Origin of the sequence: Pectobacterium polonicum, assembly GCF_005497185.1 — a bacterium.
GTDB classification, from domain to species: domain Bacteria; phylum Pseudomonadota; class Gammaproteobacteria; order Enterobacterales; family Enterobacteriaceae; genus Pectobacterium; species Pectobacterium polonicum.
The window spans coordinates 65656-91169 of the sequence record NZ_RJTN01000003.1 but is presented as its reverse complement, the minus strand read 5'-3'; the positions used below and the strand labels follow the sequence as shown (position 1 = coordinate 91169).

The following is a 25514-nucleotide window of genomic DNA, read 5'->3' as shown; positions in this document are numbered from 1 at the left end:
TATTCAACCGTTCTTATTACAACAACGTAACGGGGATCTTAAACACGGCTTTTTTGACGGGGGCTGGATTGTCGTTGATGGCACACAGCGCCTGGTGGGCTTCTCCCGGATAGAACGTGACGAAATCGCCTGCCCGCAGATGGATCTGATGCGGCACCTGCGGGTTGTCCAGAATATAAAGATCCGGTTTACGTTCAGTTGCAGGCCGACCATGTACATCATTCAGACCGTAACCGATAATCTCCTCGCCTTCCAGAATCAATTGAATATCGAGATAGTTGCTGTGAAATTCGGTATGGCGTTCGGCACGTGGTGCAGTCTTGGTCGTACCGATGTTGTAAAACCACTCGGCACCTTCTGGCTGATAGCGGCCTTCTGGCTGCGCATTCAGTTCAGCCAACGACATGCCTGATGCGGACAGAATGGTCCACAGCGCGTCGGGCAGTGTGGCGAGTTTGAGGGCGTTTAGGTTTCCTGCAATCATTATCGTGTCCTGAAGGAAGATAGCGGGGAGAGCCCCCGCTGGAAAAGAGAAAAAAGCAGCGTGGTTTAGTTCGCTTTGACCCACTCCTCACTCACCACGACGTGCTTGATCGCCTGTCGGAAGTAGGTGAACGCAAGATGCAGCTTACCGTCCGGTGCTTGCTTGACGCTGGGGTAAGAAAACTCGCGGTTCAGCTTCTCCGTTGAGTTATTGGTCATGCAGTAACCGTCACCCACTTCGACATTGCGCTGCCACGGCCAACTCTTACCGCCGTCTTCCGAAATGGCGAGCGTCATTGGCGCGCGCGGTGCGCCCCAGAAGGCGCTACGACCACCGGCTTGCACTTCCGGCATTTTGGCATTGCTGGCTTTGTCTTCTTCATCTTCGATTTCATCGTACAGTGACAGACGTCGCTCGGTAGCATCGGCGGCGCTCATGTGGTTGAACACCAGTGCCAGATGGCCGTTTTTCAGCGTAGTCACCTGAATAGACGAGTTGTTATTCGGTAAATCGGTCGGTACTGGCTCTGACCAGGTTTTACCGCCGTCGGTTGAACGGCTCTGATAGATAAAATCGGCCCAGCGGCTGCGGTACAGTGCCAGCAGCGTGCCGTTCTGCAACGGGGTGATGTTCATGTGTACACAGCCCGTGCTGTTTGGCACCGGATATTCCTGCCAGGTTTTACCCCGATCGCTGGAAATTTTCACGGCGCTATCATCATCGTTACCGACCCACTTCTCGCCAGGCTGAACGCGGCAGTAGAACACCGGCAGCAGCCAGTCACCGTTTTCCAACACGGTGATGGGTTGGCGGATAAAGGTGCCCGGCTGATCGAGCAGCGTGCCGATCTCACCCCAGGTGGCACCCAAATCGGTGGATTGGCGATAACGCACAATTGCGGTGTCCTGATTACCGGATTTCTGTGCGGTGTACAGCAGCCACAGCACGTTATCCGGCGCGAGGAACAGCACGGGATTCTGTTCAGAACGCGTCGCATCCTCGGACAGCTTAACGGCTTTACTCCAGCTATCGCTGCCTTTCACAAGGCGGGACATATAGATAGAGATATCTGCAATCCCTTCTTGCGTACCGCCGAACCAGACGCACAGCACATCGCCGTTTGGCAGATGGAGCAGGTTGGCTGCATGATTCTGCGGGCATTCCGACGGAATGTAGGCATCCAGACGCGCGGCATCGCCTTCTGCGTGATGAACTTTTCCGCTACGTTCCACGGTAATGGTTTCGCTACTCATGACTCAGGCTCCTGATTTATTTTCAGTTTGAGAAATTTTGATTTTGTGTTCTTTATTCGGAATCAGACGATCGATCAGCATGACGATAGCCGGGGTAACCAGTGCGACGTACATGTTGTCGATACCGTATGGGTTGCCGAGTATGTACCAGACGGAGGTGGCCACGCAGGCTGAGATCAGACTGGCGTTTGCGCCGCGGGTGCTATTAAAGAACGGCAGATAGAAGGCAATCACCGCAACCACGGAAATCGACAGGCGAATGGCACGGGTAAAGAACGACAGTTTCAGAACTTCAGGCACCAGCAGGACGAAAACTAACGGCAGGAATCCGATAATGAGCGAGAATACACGCGTCATTTTCATCTCTTTTTCTGGCGTCGGATTGTAGTACGGGACGTAAAAGTCTTTCACGATCAGTGAGGCGATCGCCAGTGCTACGGTACTCACGCTGATAAAGATTGATGCAACCAGTGAGGTTGTCACCAGTCCAGCCACCCATGGGTTCATATCTTGCAGGAAGACTGGCATGGCGTACAGGCTGTTGATTTCTGGGTGAGCAAACTTCGCCGCGACGCCGATAACCGCGATGGCAATCGCAATCGGCATACAGAAGAAGAAGGCGACCCAGGTAGCGCGTTTGGCAGATGTGGCATCCTTGGTCGCTGAAATGGCTTGAATGACGAATTGGGTACAGAAAATCGATCCAATTGTGCCGATCAGCCAGGCAAAGATCGTACTGGCACCAATTTTGCCGTCCCATGTCCAGTAGTAATCCGGCATTTTTTCAATCATCGGTGTGATGCCACCGGTCATTTTCAGTGCCACGTACAGAATGATCATGACGCCGACGTATTTCACGGCGCTGTGAATCAACGTCACGTAAGCCACGCCCTTTAAACCGCCAAAATAAAAGTAGAACGTACTGACGATAGCGGTGATCAGTGCTGCAACGGGCAGAGAAATTTTCAACACGGTTGAGATAGCTGCCGCGCCGCTGACGTAGTTGCCCACGTTAACCAGCAGCAACGCATAGATCATGATGATTGAGATGATGTTCTTGGTCGATGTACCGTATTTCTCAGCGATTGCACCGGAAATGGTGACTTTGCCTGTGTTGTAGATTTTTTTGACCAGAATCATCCCGAACAGCAGGAAGCCGATGGCGGCGCCAATCACTGACCAGGAGGCGGCGATACCATTTTCAAAAGCGGACTGCGCCGTACCTACTGTGGATTTGGCACCGATGAACTCGGTCATCAGTAGAACACCGACGATAAATGCCGGTAGCGCACGCGATCCTTCCATGAACTCGGTGTTCGATTTACTGCGTAGTTTGAGCGTTAACCACGAGGTGAATGCGATATAAAATACAATCATCCCGATGATTATGAGGGTGTCGGTAAAATTAAAATGGTTCATATCTTCTCGGCCTATAAGTGGAAATTGTAATTTCTCTGTTACTGCGAGAATTGATTAAGGATGTTGCGGATGTTGTCTTCATCCTGTGCGGAAAACTGGATCGGATAGCGGCTGACGCCAACATCTTCACCCATGATCGCCAGCGCTTTCTTCACCACAGCCGGTGAAAACGCGATGGCGTACAGCGTCTTACGCAATTCGGCAACCTGTTCTTGTGCCTGACGGGAGCCTTCGATGTCACCCGCATGGAAACGGTGCCAAATTTGGCTGATCGGTTCCGGTGCCACGTTAGCCAGCCCGGAAATACAGGCGGAGCAGCCGTCAACAAAGCCCTGGTGAATGAGCGAGTCTGGGCCATTCAGTACGTTAAAACCCTGTACGCCTTTCACCGCTTGCACATAGCTGCTCAGGCTTTCATAGCTGCCTGCGCTGTCTTTGATGCCGATGATGTTCGGGTGATCCGCCAGCGTGCGGACGGTTTCCGGCGCTAGCGTATTCCCCGTGCGTGCAGGAATGTTGTAGAGGAACACCGGCACGGTCAGCGCATCGGCGACGGCGGTGTAGTGGGCGATCAGCTCTTCCTGTTTTAATGGGATAAAATACGGGGTGATGACCGAAACGGCATCAACACCCAGCGCGGCGATGCGTTTGCCGAGCTTAATGGTTTCCCGAGTGGAGATTTCACCGATGTGGCCGACAACGGGCACTTTTCCGGCAACTTCATCAACGCAGGTTTCGGTGACGGCAACTTTCTCATCGGTGTGTAGAACGAAAAACTCACCGTTGGTGCCGTTGCAGAAAATACCGTTGCCATAGCGCATTTGGCGCTGAACCTGAAGACGCATGGCTGCGGGGTTAAATTCGCCCTGATTATCAAACGGCGTGACGATGGCGGTCAGGACGCCAGTAATTTTTTTACTCATTGTTATTCCTCGTGACACGTAATCAAAAAGATGAAAATTTAAAAGCGTTCTACCTAAATCCGCGCGCTTTAAAACAGGGTCAGATAAACCTCACGCACATCGTCGGCACTGACCTGCGTCGGTACATTTTTCATCAGCCGCTGAACCTGTAATGCGGCATCGACCAGATAGGGCAGGTGGTCTTTTTCCACACCGAGCTGCTGTAGGGTGTTGGGCAGATTGAGCCGTTTGACCAATTCGCTGAAATAGGCCACCAGCGCCTGCGCTTTTTCCGCGGTACTGAGGGTTAGGTCGGCATCCGGCAACAGGTCATACGCCTGTGCGAATTTGTCCTGTGCGGCGTCCTGTACGAAACGCATGCAAGGGGCGAGCAGGATGGCGTTCGCCACGCCGTGTGGGATGTGATACTTGCCGCCGAGCGGGTAGGACATCGCGTGAACCAGATGCGTACCGGAGTGGGCAATGGCGGCACCGCCATAATAGGATGCCCACAGCATGTTCAGTTTGGCTTCCATATTGCCCGGCTCGCGCACCGAGGTTTCAAGATTGGCAAACAGCTTTTTCAGGCCAATCAGCGCGTAGTTGTCGCTGACTGGGTTGGCAATCGTCGAGGTGAAGCACTCGATCAGATGGCAAAGCGCATCAATGCCGGTTGATGCGGCGATATGTGGCGGCATGCTGATAGTCAGCTCTGGCACGAGCGCAACGTAGTCCGGCAGCATCACTGGCGTAATAATGCCGACTTTCGTCTCTTTCTCTGGGATCGCCAGAATGGCATTTGGCGTGGCTTCAGAGCCGGTTCCCGCTGTGGTTGGGATGAGCAGTGATGTTGTGCGGCGGGTGGGTTTTTCCCCTGCCAGCAGGTTATCCAACGTCACGGTTTCATCGCCTGCACACAGTACGGAAAGCAGTTTGGCAACATCCAGCACGCTGCCGCCGCCTACGCCGATGACCAGATCGGTCTGGGTTTGTGTGAGCTGGCTCAGTATCTGGGCGACGTCATGTTGGCTCGGCTCGGCAGGCACGTTATCAACCAGCAGAACCTGCGGAACGGCTTGCTTAACTTGTGCGATCAGCGCCTGAACGTCAGGCAGCCCGACAATGTTTTTGTCGGTGACAAATAAAACGTGCTGTTTCCCTGACAACAGATGACTGATGTCCTGAAGTACCCGGTAGCCGCTGAGGATAGTGCTATTGATGTTCATGCTTATTACCTTGTCTTTTCTCTTCTTCGCCAGAGCGTTATCGCGATGATAATGGTTGCGATGGTGATTACTTTCAGTCAAATGGCGTGTTTCTCATCACGATTTAACGCCATTTGCCACATCGTGGTGATAATTTATAGGTGAAATTCCTTTTAAATAATTTGATGTTGCTCACATATAATCAAATGTGATTCAATATAATCATTACCAGATAACCATGAACCGGAAATGAGGTATGCCAAACATGCAGCAATCAGCAGAGCAGGTAGTCGTTGTCGCTGATGACTTTACGGGTGCCAATGATGCGGGCGTCGGGTTGGCGCAGCATGGCGCGCGGGTTAGCGTCGTATTTGACGTTAATAAGCTGCATACGGATTTGCTGGGTGATGCGGTGGTCATTAACACCGATAGCCGGGCGGCGCGTAGCGACGTGGCGTCTCAACGCACCGCAGAAGCGATAGCAGTCTGGCAGGCTGTTGGCGGGAGAGGCTGGATTATTAAGAAGATAGACTCGACGCTGCGTGGGAATCTGGGAGCAGAGATTGCCGCCGCGCTGTCTGCGGCAGAGGCGCCTGTTGCACTGATTGCTGCCGCATCGCCGATGCTGGGACGTATTACCCGAAAAGGTGAAGTCTGGGTTAATGGTCGTTTGCTTAGCGATACAGAATTTGCCAGCGATCCGAAAACCCCAGTGGCGTCGGCTTCTATTGCGGCTCGTCTGGCGGAACAGACCGCGTTGCCCGTGGCAGAAATCCATCTTGATGAGGTACGCCAGGCTAATTTAGCTCAGCGTTTGCAGCAGTTGGCAGACGAGGGAACGCGTCTGATTATTCTTGATACGGACGAGCAAGACGATCTGACGCATATCGTTGATGCCGCGAAGGCGCTGCCGTTTCGCCCGTTGCTGGTTGGCTCGGCAGGTTTGAGCGACGCGCTGGCAACTGTGCTGGATTTTACGCACAAAACGGAGAAACCGCTGCTGGCTGTCATCGGTTCAATGAGCGATATCGCTCAAAAGCAGATTGCAATTGCTCGGCTACGCCGCAATGTCACGCTGGTTGAGGTCGATATCAGCGCGCTTTTTTCATCTCATTCATCTACTGGCATGGCGTCCCAGTGTCAGGACGCAGTGAACGCACTGATGAGTGGGCATCACTGCATTATTCGTACTTGCCACAATGAGAATCAGCGCTTCGAGATCGACTCACGCTGCCGGGAACTTGGACTGAGTCGCCAGCAGCTTGGCGAAACGATCAGCCACTATCTGGGGGAACTTACGCGCAGCATTGTTCAGACGCTAGATAGCCAGGCAGCGGATGGCGCTAGCCGACGCTTGCCGGGAGGTTTGTATTTATCAGGGGGCGATATCGCGATTGCCGTGGCAACCGCACTGGGTGCTACCGGTTTTCAGATTAAGGGGCAAATCGCATCCTGCGTGCCTTGGGGATACCTGCTGAACAGCGTTGTCGGCATGACCCCTGTGATGACTAAAGCGGGGGGTTTTGGCAACGAAACGACTCTGCTCGACGTTTTACGTTTTATTGAGGAGAAGGTCAGTGAGTAAAATTATTGCAGTAACGATGGGTGATCCGGCGGGGATTGGACCGGAAATTATTATCAAATCTCTGGCCGAAGGCGAGCTTTCCGGCGCATCTGCCGTGGTGGTGGGTTGCGTACAGACGATGCGGCGTGTTCTGGCATTGAATGTGGTGCCTGCCGTAGAGCTAAAAATCATTGATAAACCGGCTGACGCCGTATTCGCACCTGGCGTCATCAACATTATCGACGAGCCGCTGGAAGATCCTCAGGCGCTAGAGCCTGGCGTCGTTCAGGCACAGGCGGGCGATTTAGCTTATCGCTGTATCAAGAAGGCCACTGAGCTGGCAATGGCGGGTGACGTGCATGCGATCGCGACTGCGCCGCTGAATAAAGAAGCACTGCACTCGGCAGGCCACCTCTACCCAGGCCACACGGAGCTGTTGGCTAAGCTGACCAACAGCCGCGACTATGCAATGGTGTTGTATACCGATAAGCTGAAAGTTATCCATGTTTCAACGCACATCGCGCTGCGTAAATTCCTCGATACGCTGAACCGCGATCGCGTGGAAACGGTGATCGACATGGCGGATGTCTTCCTTAAGCGCGTCGGTTTTACCCACCCACGTATCGCCGTGGCCGGGGTTAACCCGCACGCGGGGGAGAATGGTCTGTTTGGTGATGAAGAGATTAAAATTGTCGCGCCATCGGTTGAAGCTATGAAGGCCAAAGGTATTGATGTGTATGGCCCGTGCCCGCCGGATACCGTCTATTTGCAGGCGTATGAAGGTCAGTACGATATGGTGGTGGCGATGTATCACGATCAGGGACATATCCCGCTCAAGCTATTGGGCTTCTATGATGGGGTGAACATTACCGCAGGGCTGCCGTTTATCCGCACGTCGGCCGACCACGGCACGGCCTTTGACATTGCCTGGACGGGTAAAGCGAAGCCTGAAAGTATGGCGATCTCTATTCAGCTCGCGATGCAACTGGCCTGATTTACGGTGACTATGGCTGCGGTTAGTACGATTTTTTAAGTGACAGTGCACATTGCAGGATATCTTCCTTCCCGCCTTCGGGAAGGTTTCTGGTATCCTGCAACCAAGAATGATTACGCATTACATTGCTGATAACGTTTGTTAGGTAACGCGTAAAGGCGTTCCTGGCGTAAACGCTTTACTCCTCTATTATCCCATTATCATTGTTTTCATTCTTTATACCGATTGACCAACAACGTAAAATCATTTTATGACTGCCAGATGGATATCGCCGTGGACCCTACATTAACTGATGCTTTCCGCATGAGCGGGGATAAAGTAAAAGGACAAAGTCGCCTTGATCAGATTATGGATTATCTGAAAAGCCATAATCTGGTGACGGTAGAGGAACTGGTGTCTGTGATCGACGCTTCCCCGGCGACAATTCGTCGTGATTTGATTAAGCTGGATGAGCAGGGCGTGATTAGCCGTAGTCATGGTGGTGTGACGCTTAATCGCTTTATTCCTTCCCAGCCGACCACGAACGAGAAGCTGCATCGCAATCTTCAGGAAAAGCAGGCGATTGCGCGTTATGCCGCAACATTGGTTACGCCAGGCAGTGCAGTCGTACTGGATGCGGGAACGACGATGCTGGAATTGGCGCGTAACTTAACGCATCTGCCGCTGCGCGTGATTACCGCTGATTTACAAATTGCGTTATTTCTGTCTGAATTTAAGCAGATCGAAGTGACGATTATTGGCGGGCGTATTGATGACAGCAGCCAATCTTGTATCGGTGAACATGGTCGTCGCCTGTTACGCAATATTTACCCTGATATTGCGTTTATCAGCTGCAACTCGTGGAGCCTCGATAAAGGGGTGACCACACCGACAGAAGAAAAGGCCGGTGTGAAGCAAGATCTCGGCGCGAATGCCAGTCGACGCGTGTTGCTGGCCGATAGCAGTAAATATGGTGCGTATTCTTTGTTCTGCGTGACACCGTTGTCAGAATTAACCGATATCATCACCGACAGCGGGTTAGTGCCTGACGTACAGGCGCAGCTGAAAGGTAAAACATTCAATCTTACGTTGGTTGGTGGCTGACAGGAGAGTTTTGTAATGAGTACTGAGTTCAATGGGACTCGTCAGGTTCTGTCGGTTTTCGATTTCGATGGAACGTTGACCTACCATGACAGCTTTATTCCTTTTTTACGTTTTGCCTTCGGTAAGCGTGTTTTTGCCCGGCGCATGATGCATCTGGTGCTGCCTTCTGCGCGTTGTGTACAGCGTAAGTTGACGCGTGATGAGCTCAAAGAGTATCTCATTGCTACGTTTCTTTCTGGCATTGAAGCATCCTGGATTCAGGAAAAAGCAGAAGCGTTTTGTCAGCGTAAGTGGAATACGTTAATGCGTAAGTCCGGGGTGCTTGGCGTCGCTGCGGAACTGCATTCCGGGGCTGAAGTGACTCTCTGCTCGGCATCGCCGGAGATCGTGCTACGTCCTTTTGCCGAACGATTAGGCGTGAAACTGATTGGGACACAGCTTGAGGTAGAAAACGGCATACTGACCGGAAAGATTAACGGGCATAATTGTCGGTGTAGCTATAAGGTGCAGCGCTTGGAAAGCGTGTATGGCCCGCTAAACCAATACCATATACGTGCATGGGGCGACACCCGTGGCGACTACGAGCTGTTGGCATCCGCTCACGATGCGCACTGGCGTCATTTTCATCCGCGCTGGCTGCGGCGTAAACCGCTTTCGGAACGACTACTTCTATCGGGCGTGATTAAGGTTCATCCTTAAACATCAAGAAATTTCCCCGACCTAAGTCGGGGAGACGGTATCAATCACACATTAACGCCGTGTTGAGCGGCAAGGGCTGACAAGCCGCCCGCAAAGCCTTGACCGACTGCCTTGAATTTCCACTCGGTGCCATTACGGTACAGTTCGCCAAAAATCATGGCCGTTTCGGTGGACGCATCCTCAGACAGATCGAAACGCGCAATTTCAGCACTGGTGTCGTTGTTATAGACGCGCATGAAACTGTTGCTGACCATACCGAAGTTTTGTTTACGGCCTTCGGCATCATAAATCGTCACGGAAAACACCAGCTTTTTCACTTCAGCCGGCACTTTCGCCAGATGAATTTTTACTTGCTCATCATCGCCGTCACCTTCTCCGGTGCGGTTGTCGCCTTGGTGCTCAACGGAGGCGCAAGGGCTCAGTTTGTTATTGAAGAAAATAAAATTAGCGTCAGACAGGACCTTGCCATCTTCTCCCACCATAAATACTGACGCATCCAGATCGAATGCTTGCCCGTCGGTGACGCGAGCATCCCATCCCAGGCCGACCATGGCAACATTCATGGTTGGTGCTTCTTTCGTTAGGGATACGTTACCGCCTTTTACCAGAGAAACTGCCATTTTATAGCTCCTGCTTTAGAGTGGATTACTGGGCAGCGCGAGACTGCCCAAAGGGAAAGACAAGGTGAGGTCTATCAGGATGCGTTGATACCGTATTGTGAGCAGACCGATGCCAAACCACCCGCATAGCCCTGACCGACGGCACGGAATTTCCACTCTGCATTATGACGATACAGTTCACCGAACAGCATTGCTGTTTCAGTTGAAGCATCTTCAGTCAGATCGTAGCGTGCGATTTCAGCTTGGGTGTCATCGTTTACCAGGCGAATGAACGCGCCGGATACTTGACCAAAGCTCTGGTTACGAACCTGTGCATCATGAATCGTGACAACGAAAACGATTTTGTCGACCTCAGCCGGAATCAGATCCAGCTTAATTTTCAATGATTCGTCATCTCCATCACCCGCGCCTGTACGGTTATCGCCGGTGTGGGCCACTGAGCCATCAGCAGACTTCAAGTTGTTGTAGAAAATGAAGTCAGTATCGCCGCGGACTTTGCCATTCGCATTGAGCAGGAATGCCGAAGCATCCAGGTCAAAGTCCTGACCATCCGTCGCGCGTGCATCCCAGCCAAGACCGACTAAGACATTTTTCATCGTCGGTGCTGCTTTACTCAGTGAGACATTACCGCCTTTAGAAAGAGAAACGCTCATTAAATTAACCTCTTAAGTTGATATTTCAGAATGTAGTGTTAGGAGCAGAAGATTAACTCTCCTTGTTCTCCTCAGCATCGGGTTTGGCTGGGAACAGTACGCTGACGATAATACCTAGCGCCAGTACGCCCAGAACAACAAACAGGCTGGAGGTTGCCGAGATGCTGTAGCCATGGTGCCATATGTGATCGGTTGCATTCAGGCCAAGCTTGGCAGCGATGAAGAACAGCAACACAATAACGGCTTTTTCCAGATGAACCAGATATTGTTTCAGTGCTTCCAGTACAAAATAGAGTGTACGCAAACCTAGGATAGCGAACATCATCGCACTGTAGACAATCAGCGGTTCACGGCTCACGGCAATAATAGCGGGAACCGAGTCAAAGGCGAACATTACGTCAGAAAGTTCTACTACCGCGACACAGAGCATCAGTGGCGTGGCGTAGAAGGCGGCTTTGGTACCACGACCAATCGTGACGTCTTTGTTTTCCGGCTTGGCCAGCTCTTCGTCCACTTCTTTCTGGTTTAACAGAAATGCGTGGCCTTTCAATTTTGGCCAAATAGGGAAGAAGCGTTTCACTAAACGGTAAGCGAGATGCTGTGAGTAATCTTCGATCTCGTCGTTATCGTCGCCGCTTCTCAGCATCATGACGGCGGTCCAGGCAACGATCAACGCAAAGACGATTTCTACATACGGCCCCAGGCTGAGCAGCCCTGTACCGATCGCGACGAAAATACCCCGGAACACGATGGCTCCGATAATCCCCCAGTAGAGTACGCGGTGACGGTAACGATCGGGAACAGCGAACCACGAGAAGATCGCCATCATCACGAACAGGTTATCCACCGATAGCACTTTTTCCAGCGCATAGCCGGTAATGAACAGGCTGGCGACCTCAGTACCGTGATGAATATAGAGGAAACCGGCAAAAGCCATTGCCACAATGACCCAGAACACTGACCACAGCGCTGCGCTTTTCAATGAAATCGGCTTGTCATGGCGGTGCATGAACAGGTCGATAAAAATGGCCCCGACGGCCAGTGCTATAAAAACAATGACGGTTTCTGTCGGGAAGCCGATATGAGTGGATACCATAGATAACCCTTAGAGGATATTGACATCAAAGGCCGAAGTCGGCGGGTTGAAACCCAAGCGCAGTCGCGATCTCTCGCACGGCATGTTGCTCTGCTGCATCGAAATCACCGTCACTTTTAGCAACGGCAATACCGACTCGTAGCGCCAGCTGTGCGGCTTCAGGCTGATCTTTGAGCGCCAGGATATATTTCATGGTTTCACCTTTTCCGACTTCTTCATCGAAATCGAAACTGGCAACCAGTTTGTTAAAGAATTCAATAACTTCAGCAGTATCAAACACTTTCAACTCTTCTGATGATTTGAGGAAACCAATCATCTTCTGTTTTTCTTCCGTACTCACGCCGCCGCTGGATACCGCGATGCGGACACAAACGGCGACAGTACCTTGCAGAAACTTCTTGTTCTTGAAGCGTCCGACCTGTTTGGTCAACTCTTCTCGGCTGGCATTGAAGGCGCCTTTAACCTTATTAAGAAAACTCATGCTGAACCCCTCGTAAAATGAAACTATTTTGAGCCTGCTTTCCAGCTAAATCCCCAGCCAAGTGCGTTATCCATATCGCTATGACCATTGAAGAACTGATTGATACGCTCAACTTTGATACTTCCGCCTTCATTGACCAGACGCGCAACCGCACACATGTTGCGGCTATTTTGCCCTTCCGTCATGCGGGTTTCGATCGGTGGTTGGTCGGGGATGTGTAGCGTGACTACGCCATCGGTTTTATCCCAGCTTGCGACACCTTCGTAGATAAAGGCATAAATCAGTACCTGGCGCAGGTTCTTCCATTCGCGACCGTTGATATGCAGCCATTCGCCTTCTGAGACATCGCCAGTACGGTCGTCCCCTTTTAGCAGGACATAGGGTTCGTTCTGATAATCACCAAAGCGATTGCCCAACGCCTGAACCACGGTTTTGTAACCATCTTGCATCTCGATAAATGCACCGAGGTCGAGATCGACACCGTTACTGCCGCCAAACATCCCACGCAGACCGGACGCTTTGGCCTCGCGATGCCAGTTTAGGTTGATGCGAATCTCACCGAAGTTATCGCGTTTTTCCAGGCTAATGGCCGGTTTTTCTTTGGTGAGCGACACCTTGCTCAGATTGATGCGGCTTGTAGCTGGTGGTGCCGGAGGCGGCGTCGGTTCAGCGTGTGCGGCAGGGGCTGCCACTTCGATGCCGAAGTGCTCGGCAAGGGGCTGTAGGCCACCGTTGAATCCCTGCGCAATAAAGCGAAACTTCCAGTCATTGTTACGACGATAAAGTTCTCCCAGGATCAACGCCGCTTCCTGACGCCCTGCCAGCTCGACATTGCCGTTAACCAGAACCTCATTATCAGCCTCAACCTGAATGTTGAGCCGCTGTAAATTTGCGATGGTTTGGCTACCGTCACAAGCAACGGTAAAGGCGACCTTTTGTACTTCTGGCTTTAGTCGAGTGACGTCGATAGTGAAGAGGGTGTTGTGCCCTTCATGCATCAGACTGATGCTGCCGTCATCATTGCGTGGCTGACCATAAAACACCATATCTGCGTCGCCCTGTACCTTGCCTGTGGCAAACAGACGGAAAGCACTGGCATCAACTGCGGCACCGGAAAGGACGCGAACCTGCAACGCTTTGTTAGGGACGGGCGCGTTGCCGCCTGGGGTCAGATTCATTAGCGCACCACCGCAGTAACAATATCGGCGTGCATATCACTAATCGTGCGACCCCGACAGGCTTGGCCATGAGCGGTGAAATCCCACTGACCATTGTTACGGCGCAGTGAGGCGATAACGATCCCGGTATGAGAGCCTTGTTCGGTCAACTGATAGCGAGCCTGTTCTTTATTGGCCTGATCAACGACGCGGCAGAATGCATTTTCAACTTCATTAAACGTTTGGCCACGAAAGCTATTGACGGTAAATGCCAGAAACTCGACGTTTTGTGGGAGCCGGTTCAGGTCAACGCGGATCACTTCGTCATCGCCGTCACCCTCGCCAGTCAGGTTGTCTCCGCTGTGTACCACCGAGCCACAGGATGATTTCAGTTTACGAAACCACACGGTATCGATCTCATTACCTGCTTTGTCGAGCAGTACGCATCCGGCATCAAGATCGATTGACGCATTACCGCCAAATAATCCCCCTAAGAGACCTTTCTTTTTCACCGGGTCCCAGCCGAGCCCAAAGTGAAGGTTACTGATAGCAGAAGACTGTTTACTGAGAGAAATTGTCTGGTTTTTACTTAAAGAAACCATAGCCACATTCCTTATAAAGGTATTGAAAAGAACAACGCTTTTTACACCAAATCCCATTCTTTAAAAAATCATATCATGATGTAGTTTGTGAGCAAGTGACTTTTTGTCTTTTATTGTTTTAAATTTTACAATTATATGATTTTTATGTGAAAAATGTATTTTTTGTTGTGATTTTACGTTTTTACTTAATATTCATAAGCTTTTTCATCATGTTTTTTCTTTATCTAATGTAAATCATCATATGATTGACATATTGTGGTGGCGTCAATAGACTCAATGCGCTTAACTCAATCTGGCAACACAGCACGGGAATGCATACCAATGACACAGAGAATTTGGCTAATGGAAGGCTTGTCTTCCCAGCGTGATATGATTTTGGCGATTAAATCTTTTGCTGAAATCCGCGGTGCGGACGTCACCATTTTTGCTTCTCATCGCAATGAGCGTAATGAAATCCTGTCGCTTGCCGATCGTGCATTTCTGGAGCCAAAGGACGAGGCAGAACGCCTCTCATTTATCCTGACTACCGTCAAAACGCAGGGGATTCATGCGATCCATGCCGGTCGACACGGCCGTTGGTGCGAAACCCATCGACATGAAATTGAATTGCTTGGCGTGAAACTCACTACCGGCACCGTTAATGTCGATTCTCTACTGATAGCCGATGACAAAGTCTCTTTTGCTCATGAAATGGAGAAATTAGGGCTAGCCGTCGTGCCTTCGATTCGCGTGTCCTCCGTCGATGAACTCCGGCAGCAGATCGCCGCGGCACCTTTTTCTGGTGCGCCACTGTGTGTTAAGCCTGTAACGGGTATTTATGGCATGGGTTTTTGGCGTTTTGATGATAGCGCCTCGCCGATGGCGGTATTTACCCATCCAGAAAGACGTGTGGTTGCTCCAGATCACTACCTACGTGCACTCAGTGACGCGGGAAATTTTGCGCCGCTGGTGTTGATGCCCTACCTGCCTGGGCCGGAATATTCTGTCGATATGCTGGTAGAAAAAGGCAAGGTGTTGGCCGCAGTGGCACGGCGTAAGGCCGGTGCGCTGCAATATCTGGAAAACAGCGGCGAAGCTTACCAGCTCGCTATTGCCTGTGCGGAGTCGATGCAAGCGGATGGGTTAGTCAACGTGCAGACCCGCCACAATGATGATGGCGTCCCTCAACTGCTTGAGATTAACATGCGCCCTTCTGGGGGGATTGGTTATACCCGTTTTAGTGGCGTCAACCTGCCTGGGCTCTTCGCCCTGCGCCAGTTGGAATTGCTGAATACGCAGCAGGTGGCTGAACTGGCAGCGGAGGCCTTTGAGCCCGCGACAGTGCGTACCATCACCGACGTTGTCCGCTACCAGACTACGTTATCTAACCGACTTCAGGAAGGGTAAGCCGCGATGTCACCCATTCCACAACAGCCTGTTTATACCCGTCACCTTTCCTGCGGCACACTCAGCGTTACGCCAACCGGCGGCGCGGCGGCGCTGGATACTTTGTTTGATATTGCTGAACGTCGTAACCCTAAGCGTGCTTTCCTGTTTGTTAGCAAGGTACTAGGGCGACACATTCCTGTCTCTCCCGCGACGATGCGCGGTGTGTATCGCCAGCTTGCAGAGCAGATCCCAGCTTCTATCGAGGGGCCAGTGCTGTTTATCGGTATGGCCGAAACGGCAGTAGGCTTAGGTGCAGGTGTTTTTGATGAGGTAAGGCAGCGGGTCAGTGAGTCAGTTTATTTGACCTCCACCCGCCACCCGCAAGACGCTGAATTGCTCTGTGAGTTTAAGGAAGCGCATAGTCATGCCACCGATCACTTAATCTATCTCCCAGAAGATGAGCAGTTACGTCGCCGCGTGCGTGAAGCACGTACCCTGATACTGATTGATGACGAAGCGACGACGGGCAATACGTTCATTAATTTACTGGCCGCTCTGCGAGAAACCGCATGGCTTACGCACTTGCAGCAGGTGTTTGCTGTAACGCTGACCGACTGGAGCGGTAGTGCGCTCGCACAGCGTTGTCCTTTACCGCTTCATTCCATTTCTTTGGTTCAGGGCGACTGGCAATGGGTGCCCAAACCTGATGCACCTCTTCCAATCATGCCGACGGTGAACGTCACGGCGCGCGGTAACGTTGCTATCACGGGAAAACAGAGCTGGGGACGCTTGGGCATGGCCGAACCTGCGGGAGATTTAGGGCGTGATTTGCGTGTCGTGCCGAGTGAAAAAATATTGGTTCTGGGCAGTAGTGAGTTTGTTTGGGAACCTTTTTTACTGGCAGAGCATTTGCAGGCTCAAGGGGCTGACGTTAAGTTCGGCTCTACCACGCGATCCCCTATCGCAACGGGATTCGCCATTCAGTCGGCGATAACGTTCAATGACAATTACGGGCTAGGCATTGCAAATTTTGTCTACAACGTTATGCATCAACGTTTCGATCGTATTCTGATCTGCGTGGAAACGCCGCCAGAGAGTGTCGATCCCCAATTACTCGATGCGCTGGCGACGGTAGCGCCCAGCGTGGAGATTATCAGCTATGACTAAGCCCGTTATTTTTTCCGATCTTGACGATACGTTGTTTCAGACGCGACGTAAGATGGTGAATGAGTTGGCGCTTGAACCTTATCGTACGGGAGCGTTGGACCCTAGCCTGACGCCGCGCAGTTTTATGACCGAAGAACAGGCCATGCTGGTGGACTGGATGCTGGAATACGCGGAGCTGATCCCCGTGACGGCACGCGGCACGGAGGAAATTGCCCGTGTGACCATCCCTTTCCGTTCCTGGGCCGTTACCACGCATGGTGCTGTCATTCTTACCCCAGAAGGGGAACCTGAGCCTGTCTGGAAAGCGCAGATACTGACTGCGTTGGCACCGTATGCGGAGCAGCTTCACACGATGCAGCACGGTATCACCGAACTGATGGCAGAGCGCAATATTAACGGCTGGGCGCGAATTAATTACGAATATGGCGATACGCCGATTTATCTGGTGATGAAGCACCGCGATAGCACCAGAATCGAAGAACTCTACGCCATTGCTGATGAAATAGAGCAGCGCTATCCAACAGCGGGTTTTTATCTGCATCGCAACAGCAACAACGTGGCCTGGTTACCTGATCCGGTAGAAAAAGGGCACGCAGTGACCTATTTACTCAACAAATTACGTGCGGAACGAGGCACCTTTCCCGTGATTGGTTTGGGCGATAGTCTCAGCGATCATCGCTTTATGACGCTTTGCACCTGGTACGGATTGCCTCGGCAAAGTCAGTTTGCCGAGGCAATCGCTCGCCGCATTTTCGGAGATGCCCAAGATGCATGACGACATCACGCCTTTCTCTGGCTCCTACTTGCCAAACGATATCCATTTTTTGCTTCAGCCTGTCGAGATAGACGTGACGCCCGTGGAAGAGAAGGAACGGCTGATTCAGTCGGGCGCTAAGCACTATTCAGACATGCTGAGCCAGGAACCGGAACCGACGGTCTGGCACCTTGAGCTTTTCTCCCGCGCGCTTGAACAAGAGGGCGCACGTTTGGCGCGCGAGGTGCAGATGCTTGCGCAAACGCTGGCACAGCGTTTTGCCGATACGCCAGTGATATTGACTAGCTTGGTGCGTGCCGGTGTTCCTCTGGGCGTGATGTTGCATCGAGCACTGCGCGCCATGGGAAAAACATCTTACCACTATGGCATCAGCATTATCCGCGATCGGGGGATTGATAAAACCGCGCTGGGATGGATTGAAGCGCGTCACGGCAGCGAAGGAATTGTGTTTGTTGATGGCTGGACCGGTAAAGGCGCTATCACGGGAGAGTTGATCCGATCCCTGAAGGGAAGAGAAGGGTATCCCGAACGGCCACGTCTGGTAGTACTGGCGGACCCCTGCGGCTGTGCCTGGCTGTCGGCGAGTAATGATGACTGGCTGATTCCGTTTGGGATTATGGGAGCCCCTGTTTCGGGTCTGATATCCCGATCGCTGTGGTCGGCGGAAGGGCTACACGGCTGCGTGATATGCGAGCACCTTGAGCGCTATGAGTGTAGCCAAATGCTGGCGGATACCGTCGAGGCGCTGCGTCGTACTACCTCCCCTGTAGTTCAGCCATGCAGTGAATCACTGCCTGAACGGCAACGCGATCTTCAACAACAGAGTGAAAGGGTGATCCGCACTCTGGCTGAGCGCTATGGCATCGATAGCATCAATAGAATCAAACCCGGTATTGCTGAAGCGACCCGCGCGGTGCTACGCCGGGTGCCGGATCATGTCCTGGTACAAACGCTGGACGACCCGGATGTTGCGCTGTTGGTGTATCTTGCGAAGGAAAAGGGCATCACTATTACTGAAGTCGGCGATGAAATCGGTCAGTACCGTGCGGTTACCATTATCAAAAAGGTGCACTGATGAATAAAAGGCTTTCTCCCTGGAATTTAGGTGCGACGCTCTATATGCCCGCGACGCGTGCCGATATCGCTGACGTTATTTTGACCGATAAAATTAGCGGACTGCGCTCGCTGGTTATTTGCCTTGAAGATGCCGTCGCGGAAAGCGATGTCCCTCTGGCGCTGTTACGGCTTCGTGAGCTTTTGACGACATTAGCGCAGGCGAAACAGGCTCATGGAAAAACCGACTGGCCGTTGGTTTTTGTTCGTCCGCGCGACGCTGAGATGGGCCGCTGGCTTGCGCATGAAATGGACTTGAGTCCGCTGGATGGGCTGGTGTTGCCCAAATTTACCCTGGCTTCTTTGCCACAGTGGTGGGAGGTGGTGCGGAACAGCGAGCTTTGCATGATGCCGACACTGGAAACTGAAGACGTTTTTGACGTGGTGCAGATGCGTGAATTAGCCACTCAGCTCCAGTCTCATCCCTGCCATGAGCGCATTATTGCCTTGCGTATTGGCGGCAACGATCTGATGAATGTGATCTCACTGCGGCGGTCACGCCATCTGACTTTATATGATGGACCGATGGGATACGTGATCAAAATGTTGGTCTCGATATTTGCAGCACGTAATTTCGCGTTGACCGCGCCAGTCTGTGAACATATTGATGACCATCACATCATGTCGCGTGAGCTGGCGTTGGATATGGCGCACGGATTGGTCGGCAAAACGGCTATTCATCCCAATCAAATCGATATCATTGAGCAGGCGCTGATGGTGTCCGCGACTGATTATGCGGATGCGTTGCGCATTCTGAATTCCAGCCAGGCAGTTTTTAAATCTCAGGGATCGATGTGCGAACCTGCCACGCATCGCCGCTGGGCATCGGGAATTTTGGAACGAGCGAAGGTCTATGGCATTGCATCAGAGCAAAACCTGGGAGCTCGCCTTATCGTTGCGACCCATAATCATTGAGGCGGTTGATAGGCTATACGCCCTATTTTGAGTGGGGGCGTTGTTCGATAGTGTTTCTGGTTTATCTCACGTTGAAAATTTGTCTGTTAGAGTGAAAAACGATTAAAATTTTACTTAAGGATGCGGGAGCGCGCGTTTATTCGCTGTCACCTACATCGTCTGCCCACGCTCGGAAATGACGGCGAGGCGGCAATTACCCCAGCATAAAGGGCTGCGGTACGATTGATAATTCTTTAGTTAACAACGATTAGCATGAGAGAGTCCTCAGAAGAATGTTAGTGAACACACTTATTTTTCAGCCCATACGATCGTTGTCCTGGAATACAGGGTGTGATTTCTTATGCAACTAAGCACCCGTCAGGTTCGTGTTTACCGTCTTGCCAAAATTCTAGGGGCAGGAAAACCCGTTGCCGCAAAGCAGATCATCACGATGTTGGACTGTTCGGAACCCACATTGACTCGGGTACTGAAAGAGTTGAGAAGTGCCTACTCAGCTGAGATAAAGTACAGTAAATCTCTGCATGCTTATCAGATGATTCATCCCGGCCAGCTTGATAAAAAAGAACTGCGTCGTATGGCGCAAGCGCTTGAGTCCAATGCCGAGTTGAAAGAAGAAGAAACGGTTAGCCGGGTCTTTCTGGATAAAGAAAAAAAGAAGGCCGTTTCCCTGTCATTAAGGATGTCGGTGCTGCGTAAAATCGATACGCTTGCAGGCCTGAAAGACGTTACGCGCAGCGAAGCGGTGGAAATGCTGATCGGTAAATGTGCTGATGAACTGATTCGTACGTCTTTACCACCGCGAAAATAAGCCCCACGTCTTCCCGTTATCCTCCTGAACCACATCCCATTCAACCCTCTCAATTCTGCGGGTTGGTGATGTAACGCTGTTTACTTAAGCCCGTTATAAGGGGAAACACAGGGGGAGGTTCCCGCAGGGAGGCCTCACCCCTGTGGTCGCCCCGTGTATCTCGCTTCTTAAACGATCAGCATTAGGTTGGTGGTGCGCATTTTTTGTTGAGATAACAACCAGAAGGATTATGATATCTCCATCATATTATGCATAAGATAAACGGATTGATGATATGCGAAGACTACCCGTCTATTTGTTGTTGGATACCTCTGGTTCTATGCACGGTGAGCCAATTGAAGCCGTCAAAAATGGGGTACAGACGTTACTCACGACGTTGCGACAAGACCCCTACGCGTTGGAAACCGCTTATGTTTCCGTCATTACCTTTGATACCTCCGCCCGCCAAGTTGTACCGCTAACTGACCTGCTTACTTTCAAATCCCCCGATCTGGTTGCGAATGGAACGACCGCTCTGGGTGAGGCGCTATCGCTGGTGGCTCAGGCTATTGAACGCGAGGTTCAGAAAACTACGGCGGAAACGAAGGGTGACTGGCGTCCACTGGTCTTCATCATGACTGATGGTGCACCAACGGATGACTGGCGTAAAGGTGTCGCTGACTTTAAGTCGGCGCGTACTGGCGTCGTTGTCGCCTGTGCCGCTGGGCAAGTCGCAGAAACAAAGGTTTTACAGGAAATTACCGAAATCGTTTTACAGCTTGATACGGCGGATTCGAACGCCATCAAAGCATTTTTCAAGTGGGTATCGGCGAGTATTTCTGTGGGAAGCCAAAAAGTGGAGTCGGGTAAAAAAGACGTTATAGGCCTTGACGATCTCCCCCCACCGCCGCCAGAAGTGAATGTAGTGCTCTAATTCTATTATCAAAAACAAGGAGACTGTATGTCAGTCAGTTTGCGTAAAGGACAAAGTGTTAGCCTCAAGAAGAATGAATTTGATCTCTCCTCTGTCACCATCGGTCTGGGGTGGGACATTAGCGAAGAGAAAAAAGGCTTCCTGGGGGGAATATTTGGTAAGAAAACAGAAGATGAGTATGATCTCGATGTTATCGCTTTCCTGTGCAATGCCGAAGGAAAAGTGGTTGATTTGGGGCAGATAGAAGATGGCCGCCCCACGTTGGATAACGGGGATGTGATCTTTTTCAATAACCAGCGGCACCACTCAGGTCAAATCTGGTTAACTGGCGACAACCGCACCGGAGCGGGGGATGGCGACGATGAGCAAATCATCGCTAACCTGAATACGCTGGATGCCAAATACGAAAAAATTGTTTTTATCGTCCAAATTTATAACGGTCAGGAACAGCAACAGCATTTTGGTAAAGTGAAGAACGCGTTTATTCGCGCTGTCGATGCCAAGAATGTAGAAATGGCGCGTTTTGATCTTTCCGGCGGGCCTGCATTTAACCAACAATGCTCTATGGTATTTGCCGAACTGGTGCGCGAAGGCACGGGTTGGAAACTCTGTGCTATCGGTGAACCTTCCGATTCAGATAGCTTTATTACACATTTAAAGAGCTACCTGTAAATGAGGCGGCTACCTGTTTATCTCTTGATTGATACTTCAGGCTCAATGCGCGGCGAGTCCATTCATGCGGTCAATGTGGGGATTCAGGCCATGCTCAGCGCACTGCGTCAGGACCCTTACGCGCTAGAAAGCGTCCATATCTCGATCATCACCTACGACAATGACGCGCGAGAGTTTATCCCGTTGACGCCGCTGGAAGATTTCCAGTTTACCGATATCGTGGTTCCCAGCGCGGGTGGCACCTTTACGGGGGCGGCCCTTGAGTGTTTGATCCAGTCCGTCGATCGCGATGTCAAACGCTCCGATGGCGATCAGAAAGGCGACTGGCGTCCTCTGGTATTCCTCATGACGGACGGTAGCCCTTCTGACGCCTACGCGTATGATGAAGCCGTGACCGAAGTCAAAAAGCGTGCCTTCGGTTCGATCATTGCCTGTGCGGTTGGGCCGAAAGCCAAGCATGAACACCTGAAAAAACTGACCAACCAAGTGGTGGCCTTAGAAACGCTGGACTCTACGGCGTTTGCCGGTTTCTTCAAATGGGTTTCTGCGAGCGTCGCGTCCGGCAGCACCAGCTCCGGCGTCACGGCGGGTCAGGATAACCTACCGCCTCCGCCTCCCGAAATACAGCTGGTTCTGTGACGTCAAGGCAGGGCTCCCGACAGGGAACCTTGCCTTTTATTTAGCGACCACGCTCACATTTAAACCCATAGCAGTGCTTGCTGCGAAGGTGATTCGCTTACAGGCTATTGGCTTAATAAAGGTGTCTGTTATGAGACGACTACCCGTTTTCTTCGTTCTCGACTGCTCGGAGTCGATGATCGGAGATAATCTGAAGAAAATGAACGATGGCCTACAGGCTATCGTTAGCGATTTGAAAAAAGATCCTCACGCCCTCGAAACGGCTTGGATTTCCGTCATCGCTTTTGCCGGTGTGGCGCAAACCATCGTTCCCTTGGTGGAGGTGGTATCATTCTATCCACCGCGTCTGCCGTTAGGCGGCGGCACCAGCCTTGGCGCTGCGCTGCGGGAATTGACTAAACAGATCGATGAACAAGTAAGAAAGACGACGCAAGAGCGTAAAGGTGACTGGAAACCCGTGGTCTATCTGCTGACAGATGGTCGCCCGACGGATGATACCGCACCGGAGATTACACGTTGGAAACAGCACTACGCTAATAAGGTCAACCTGATCGCGATTGGTCTGGGAGCCTCTGCCGATTTGAATACATTGCGCCAACTCACCGAAAATGTATTGCTGTTTACTGAGGCGCAAGAAGGGGATTTCACCCGCTTTATCAAATGGATCACCGCGTCTGTCACTGCCCATAGCCGCAGCGTCGGGGAAGATGCGCCACCGTTGTTGTCGAATAATGAGTCTATTGTTCGGCTGGCTAAGGATGAGGTTGCGCGGGCGTATGATGAGAACTGTGTCATTCTGGTTGGCCGCTGCAACAAATCTCGCCGCCCCTATCTGATGAAGTATGAGCGCCCCAACGTTAACCTGTCGTCCCTCAATTTTAAGCTCAATATCAACGGATTTAATCTGGCGGGCTGTTTCCCGATAGATGAAGATTATTTTGCCTGGAGTGATGCCAGAGCCTCTGCGCTGCAAGTAAACACGAGCGAATTACACGGCGCGCCGGGTTGCCCCCACTGCGGTAATGCCAGTGCTTTTGCGATGTGTTCCTGCGGAAAACTGCTGTGCATTAACGGGCCAGAAACTGTGATATGCCCTTGGTGCAATCATAACATTAGCTTTAGTGAAAACGGCGGTGTGGATGATTTCGATGTCAATCGCGGGAGGGGCTAATGGATAGTGATGTCCGTCTGAATCTCCAGATCTTCGCGCTGATTTTGCAGCAGGCAGGAAAAACGTTTCCCAACGCTGAAGTTAACGCGTGGGGCGATGATGCTGAGCTACGCGCACTGTTAGACAAACTGCGTGAACAGGTCATGCTCAAAGCGGAAAGTATCGCACCGCCTCTTTCTATTACAGAAAGCGGTGACGCTACAGGAAGCCGTGGTTCTACAGAAAACGATGATCCTATAGGAAATAATGCCCCTCAGAGCGTGAAGCCTGACGCTGTTGAAGCCTTAGAGACATCGGCGGACGCTGTTATTACGCAGCCGGATGCCGTGGAGATATCACAGGATATGGCCACTGTATCGGTACAGGACGAGGTTATTTCCCCTGAGATAGCGGCACCAGAAGCCGTAGAGCCACCGCCGGTGCCTGTGGAACAGGAGAACGTGGAAAAAGCACAATGGGAAGCGATGTCGTTTGCAGAGTTGAATGCCGCACAAGCTCGCCCAGCCACGGTAAATGCGCTAAAACCTGGGCAAGTTCCCACACCGAGCCTGAGTAATAAAGCACCTCCAGCGGCAGTGAGTCTGCCACAAGCAAAAGTTAATATCGCGAATGCCCGCGTCGGTACACCCTTTAACTCTCCCATTGAGATTAGCCTTGATAACGGGATGAAGCCTGATGTGCAGGAGGTGGTGTTTAGCGAAGCGATCGGGTTGCAATTCGACCGCGAGGCTGCTGCGTTGGTGGGCATGCCGACACGAAGTGGTGATTGGGAAATTGCTGTCCACTGGTCATGCGGAACCGCGACGGTGGGAGTCACAAAGGTACTCTTGATCGTGAATCCCGATCCGCGCAGCCTATGGAAAATCATCGATCCCCCCGCAGACGATCGTTATTTTAAAGCGAACATGGCGCAACAGGCGATTCGGTTGCCGGGCGTTAACATTGTTGCCGCCAGCCGCCGAGGACGTTCGCATGAACATGTCGGTACGTTTCGTGATGATGACTATTTTATCGCGCACGACAACGACAGCGGTTGGAGTGTCCTGTTGGTTGCTGACGGTGCTGGGAGCGCGAAAAATTCTCGGCAGGGATCTCGGCTGGTCACGGCGGTGGTTGGCGACTATTTAGCGCGGCAACTGGCAGGGGAATCGGCGTCAGGGTTAAAGCGCGCGATCGCCGATTGGACGCCGGAAGATCAGCGGGAGGTCGGCACCTTCTTTGTCAGCCAATTTCATAAGGCCGCACAGCTTGCGGTGCATAAGATCCACGGCGAAGCGCTGGAAACAAGCGAAAGCATTAAATCCTACTCCACCACGCTGCTAGCGACGGTTGCGTTACGCACGGATGATGGGTTATTTGCCGCGTCGTTCTGGTTAGGAGACGGTGCTATCGCCGCCTATGGACCCGCGGGGAAAGTCCGTCTATTAGGCATGCCGGATAGTGGTGAATATGCCGGGCAAACTCGCTTTCTGGATCAGGATGCCGTGCAAGACCCTCAATTTAGTAAACGCGTTATTATTGGTAAATGGAGCGATATTTCGCACCTGATCCTGATGACCGATGGGGTATCCGATCCCTATTTTGAAACGGATAACGGGCTACAAAACGCGGCAAAATGGGATGCACTGATTGCCGACATTGCTCCTTGCCTGAATGACAGCGAACAGGCGGCAGAACAACTGACTGAGTGGCTAAACTTTTTCTCGCCCGGAAACCATGATGACCGGACGATTGTCGTGGCATGGTGAGTCTCAGAAATGG

At 51.8% G+C, this 25514-nt stretch carries 26 protein-coding genes; 15 read left to right on the top strand and 11 right to left on the bottom strand.

What is annotated here, in order from left to right:
* Positions 1-16: 16 nt before the first annotated feature.
* From EDI29_RS05075 to EDI29_RS05055, 5 genes are all read right to left on the bottom strand, one after another.
* Positions 17-484, bottom strand: a complete 468-nt coding sequence (locus EDI29_RS05075) for a NanQ anomerase/TabA/YiaL family protein (RefSeq protein WP_137740004.1) — start codon at positions 482-484, stop codon at positions 17-19.
* 65 nt (positions 485-549) lie between these two features.
* Entirely contained in the window at positions 550-1737 is a 1188-nt protein-coding gene (locus EDI29_RS05070; RefSeq protein ID WP_137740003.1) for a sialidase family protein, read from the bottom strand.
* Between the two features lie 3 nt (positions 1738-1740).
* Positions 1741-3156 carry a sodium:solute symporter family protein gene (locus tag EDI29_RS05065; RefSeq protein WP_137740002.1) on the bottom strand — a complete coding sequence of 472 codons (1416 nt, stop codon included), beginning with the start codon at positions 3154-3156 and terminating at the stop codon, positions 1741-1743.
* 38 nt (positions 3157-3194) lie between these two features.
* On the bottom strand, positions 3195-4079 hold the full coding sequence (locus EDI29_RS05060) for a dihydrodipicolinate synthase family protein (protein ID WP_137740001.1): 885 nt from the start codon (positions 4077-4079) through the stop codon (positions 3195-3197).
* 68 nt (positions 4080-4147) lie between these two features.
* On the bottom strand, positions 4148-5284 hold the full coding sequence (locus EDI29_RS05055; RefSeq protein ID WP_137740000.1) for an iron-containing alcohol dehydrogenase: 1137 nt from the start codon (positions 5282-5284) through the stop codon (positions 4148-4150).
* 235 nt (positions 5285-5519) lie between these two features.
* Here EDI29_RS05055 and dtnK point away from each other — a divergent pair, with 235 nt between their 5' ends.
* From dtnK to EDI29_RS05035, 4 genes are all read left to right on the top strand, one after another.
* The gene (dtnK, locus tag EDI29_RS05050; RefSeq protein WP_137739999.1) at positions 5520-6848 is read left to right on the top strand and encodes a D-threonate kinase; all 1329 of its coding nucleotides are present in this window, start codon (positions 5520-5522) and stop codon (positions 6846-6848) included.
* A complete protein-coding gene (locus EDI29_RS05045) occupies positions 6841-7821 on the top strand; it encodes a D-threonate 4-phosphate dehydrogenase (protein WP_137739998.1) in 981 nt (326 codons plus the stop codon). The genes dtnK and EDI29_RS05045 overlap by 8 nt, the downstream gene beginning before the upstream one ends.
* A 261-nt stretch (positions 7822-8082) precedes the next feature.
* The gene (locus tag EDI29_RS05040; RefSeq protein ID WP_137739997.1) at positions 8083-8904 is read left to right on the top strand and encodes a DeoR/GlpR family DNA-binding transcription regulator; all 822 of its coding nucleotides are present in this window, start codon (positions 8083-8085) and stop codon (positions 8902-8904) included.
* Positions 8905-8919: 15 nt separating this feature from the next.
* Positions 8920-9603, top strand: a complete 684-nt coding sequence (locus EDI29_RS05035; protein WP_137739996.1) for an HAD-IB family hydrolase — start codon at positions 8920-8922, stop codon at positions 9601-9603.
* A gap of 44 nt (positions 9604-9647) precedes the next feature.
* Here the strand turns inward: EDI29_RS05035 and EDI29_RS05030 are convergent, their stop codons facing one another.
* From EDI29_RS05030 to EDI29_RS05005, 6 genes are all read right to left on the bottom strand, one after another.
* A complete protein-coding gene (locus tag EDI29_RS05030) occupies positions 9648-10223 on the bottom strand; it encodes a TerD family protein (protein ID WP_014701349.1) in 576 nt (191 codons plus the stop codon).
* Positions 10224-10297: 74 nt separating this feature from the next.
* Positions 10298-10876 carry a TerD family protein gene (locus tag EDI29_RS05025; RefSeq protein ID WP_107168034.1) on the bottom strand — a complete coding sequence of 193 codons (579 nt, stop codon included), beginning with the start codon at positions 10874-10876 and terminating at the stop codon, positions 10298-10300.
* A gap of 52 nt (positions 10877-10928) precedes the next feature.
* Positions 10929-11972: a TerC/Alx family metal homeostasis membrane protein gene (locus EDI29_RS05020; protein WP_137739995.1), complete on the bottom strand. Its 1044-nt coding sequence runs from the start codon at positions 11970-11972 to the stop codon at positions 10929-10931.
* Between the two features lie 25 nt (positions 11973-11997).
* Entirely contained in the window at positions 11998-12453 is a 456-nt protein-coding gene (locus EDI29_RS05015) for a tellurite resistance TerB family protein (protein WP_005975059.1), read from the bottom strand.
* A gap of 23 nt (positions 12454-12476) precedes the next feature.
* Complete coding sequence (locus EDI29_RS05010) at positions 12477-13631, bottom strand: TerD family protein (protein ID WP_137739994.1); 1155 nt, start codon at positions 13629-13631, stop codon at positions 12477-12479.
* A complete protein-coding gene (locus EDI29_RS05005; RefSeq protein ID WP_137739993.1) occupies positions 13631-14212 on the bottom strand; it encodes a TerD family protein in 582 nt (193 codons plus the stop codon). Before EDI29_RS05005 ends, EDI29_RS05010 begins: the two co-directional genes overlap by 1 nt.
* Positions 14213-14533: 321 nt before the next feature.
* On the opposite strand from EDI29_RS05005, the gene EDI29_RS05000 reads away from it, so the two are divergent.
* From EDI29_RS05000 to EDI29_RS04950, 11 genes are all read left to right on the top strand, one after another.
* A complete protein-coding gene (locus EDI29_RS05000) occupies positions 14534-15598 on the top strand; it encodes an ATP-grasp domain-containing protein (protein ID WP_137739992.1) in 1065 nt (354 codons plus the stop codon).
* Between the two features lie 6 nt (positions 15599-15604).
* Positions 15605-16747, top strand: a complete 1143-nt coding sequence (locus tag EDI29_RS04995) for a phosphoribosyltransferase domain-containing protein (protein WP_137739991.1) — start codon at positions 15605-15607, stop codon at positions 16745-16747.
* Complete coding sequence (locus EDI29_RS04990) at positions 16740-17522, top strand: HAD family hydrolase (RefSeq protein ID WP_137739990.1); 783 nt, start codon at positions 16740-16742, stop codon at positions 17520-17522. Before EDI29_RS04995 ends, EDI29_RS04990 begins: the two co-directional genes overlap by 8 nt.
* A complete protein-coding gene (locus tag EDI29_RS04985) occupies positions 17515-18597 on the top strand; it encodes a cysteine protease StiP family protein (RefSeq protein WP_137739989.1) in 1083 nt (360 codons plus the stop codon). Before EDI29_RS04990 ends, EDI29_RS04985 begins: the two co-directional genes overlap by 8 nt.
* A complete protein-coding gene (locus tag EDI29_RS04980; protein WP_137739988.1) occupies positions 18597-19550 on the top strand; it encodes an HpcH/HpaI aldolase/citrate lyase family protein in 954 nt (317 codons plus the stop codon). Before EDI29_RS04985 ends, EDI29_RS04980 begins: the two co-directional genes overlap by 1 nt.
* Positions 19551-19890: 340 nt before the next feature.
* Complete coding sequence (locus tag EDI29_RS04975) at positions 19891-20358, top strand: tellurium resistance protein TerW (RefSeq protein WP_137739987.1); 468 nt, start codon at positions 19891-19893, stop codon at positions 20356-20358.
* A gap of 274 nt (positions 20359-20632) precedes the next feature.
* A complete protein-coding gene (locus EDI29_RS04970) occupies positions 20633-21271 on the top strand; it encodes a vWA domain-containing protein (RefSeq protein ID WP_107168044.1) in 639 nt (212 codons plus the stop codon).
* Positions 21272-21298: 27 nt separating this feature from the next.
* Entirely contained in the window at positions 21299-21943 is a 645-nt protein-coding gene (locus tag EDI29_RS04965) for a TerD family protein (RefSeq protein WP_137739986.1), read from the top strand.
* Positions 21944-22582, top strand: a complete 639-nt coding sequence (locus tag EDI29_RS04960) for a vWA domain-containing protein (RefSeq protein WP_107168046.1) — start codon at positions 21944-21946, stop codon at positions 22580-22582.
* Positions 22583-22712: 130 nt separating this feature from the next.
* Positions 22713-23753 (top strand): TerY-C metal binding domain-containing protein, encoded by a 1041-nt coding sequence (locus EDI29_RS04955; protein WP_005975029.1) that lies wholly within the window; start codon positions 22713-22715, stop codon positions 23751-23753.
* A complete protein-coding gene (locus tag EDI29_RS04950; protein WP_137739985.1) occupies positions 23753-25501 on the top strand; it encodes a PP2C family serine/threonine-protein phosphatase in 1749 nt (582 codons plus the stop codon). Before EDI29_RS04955 ends, EDI29_RS04950 begins: the two co-directional genes overlap by 1 nt.
* Positions 25502-25514 lie beyond the last annotated feature (13 nt).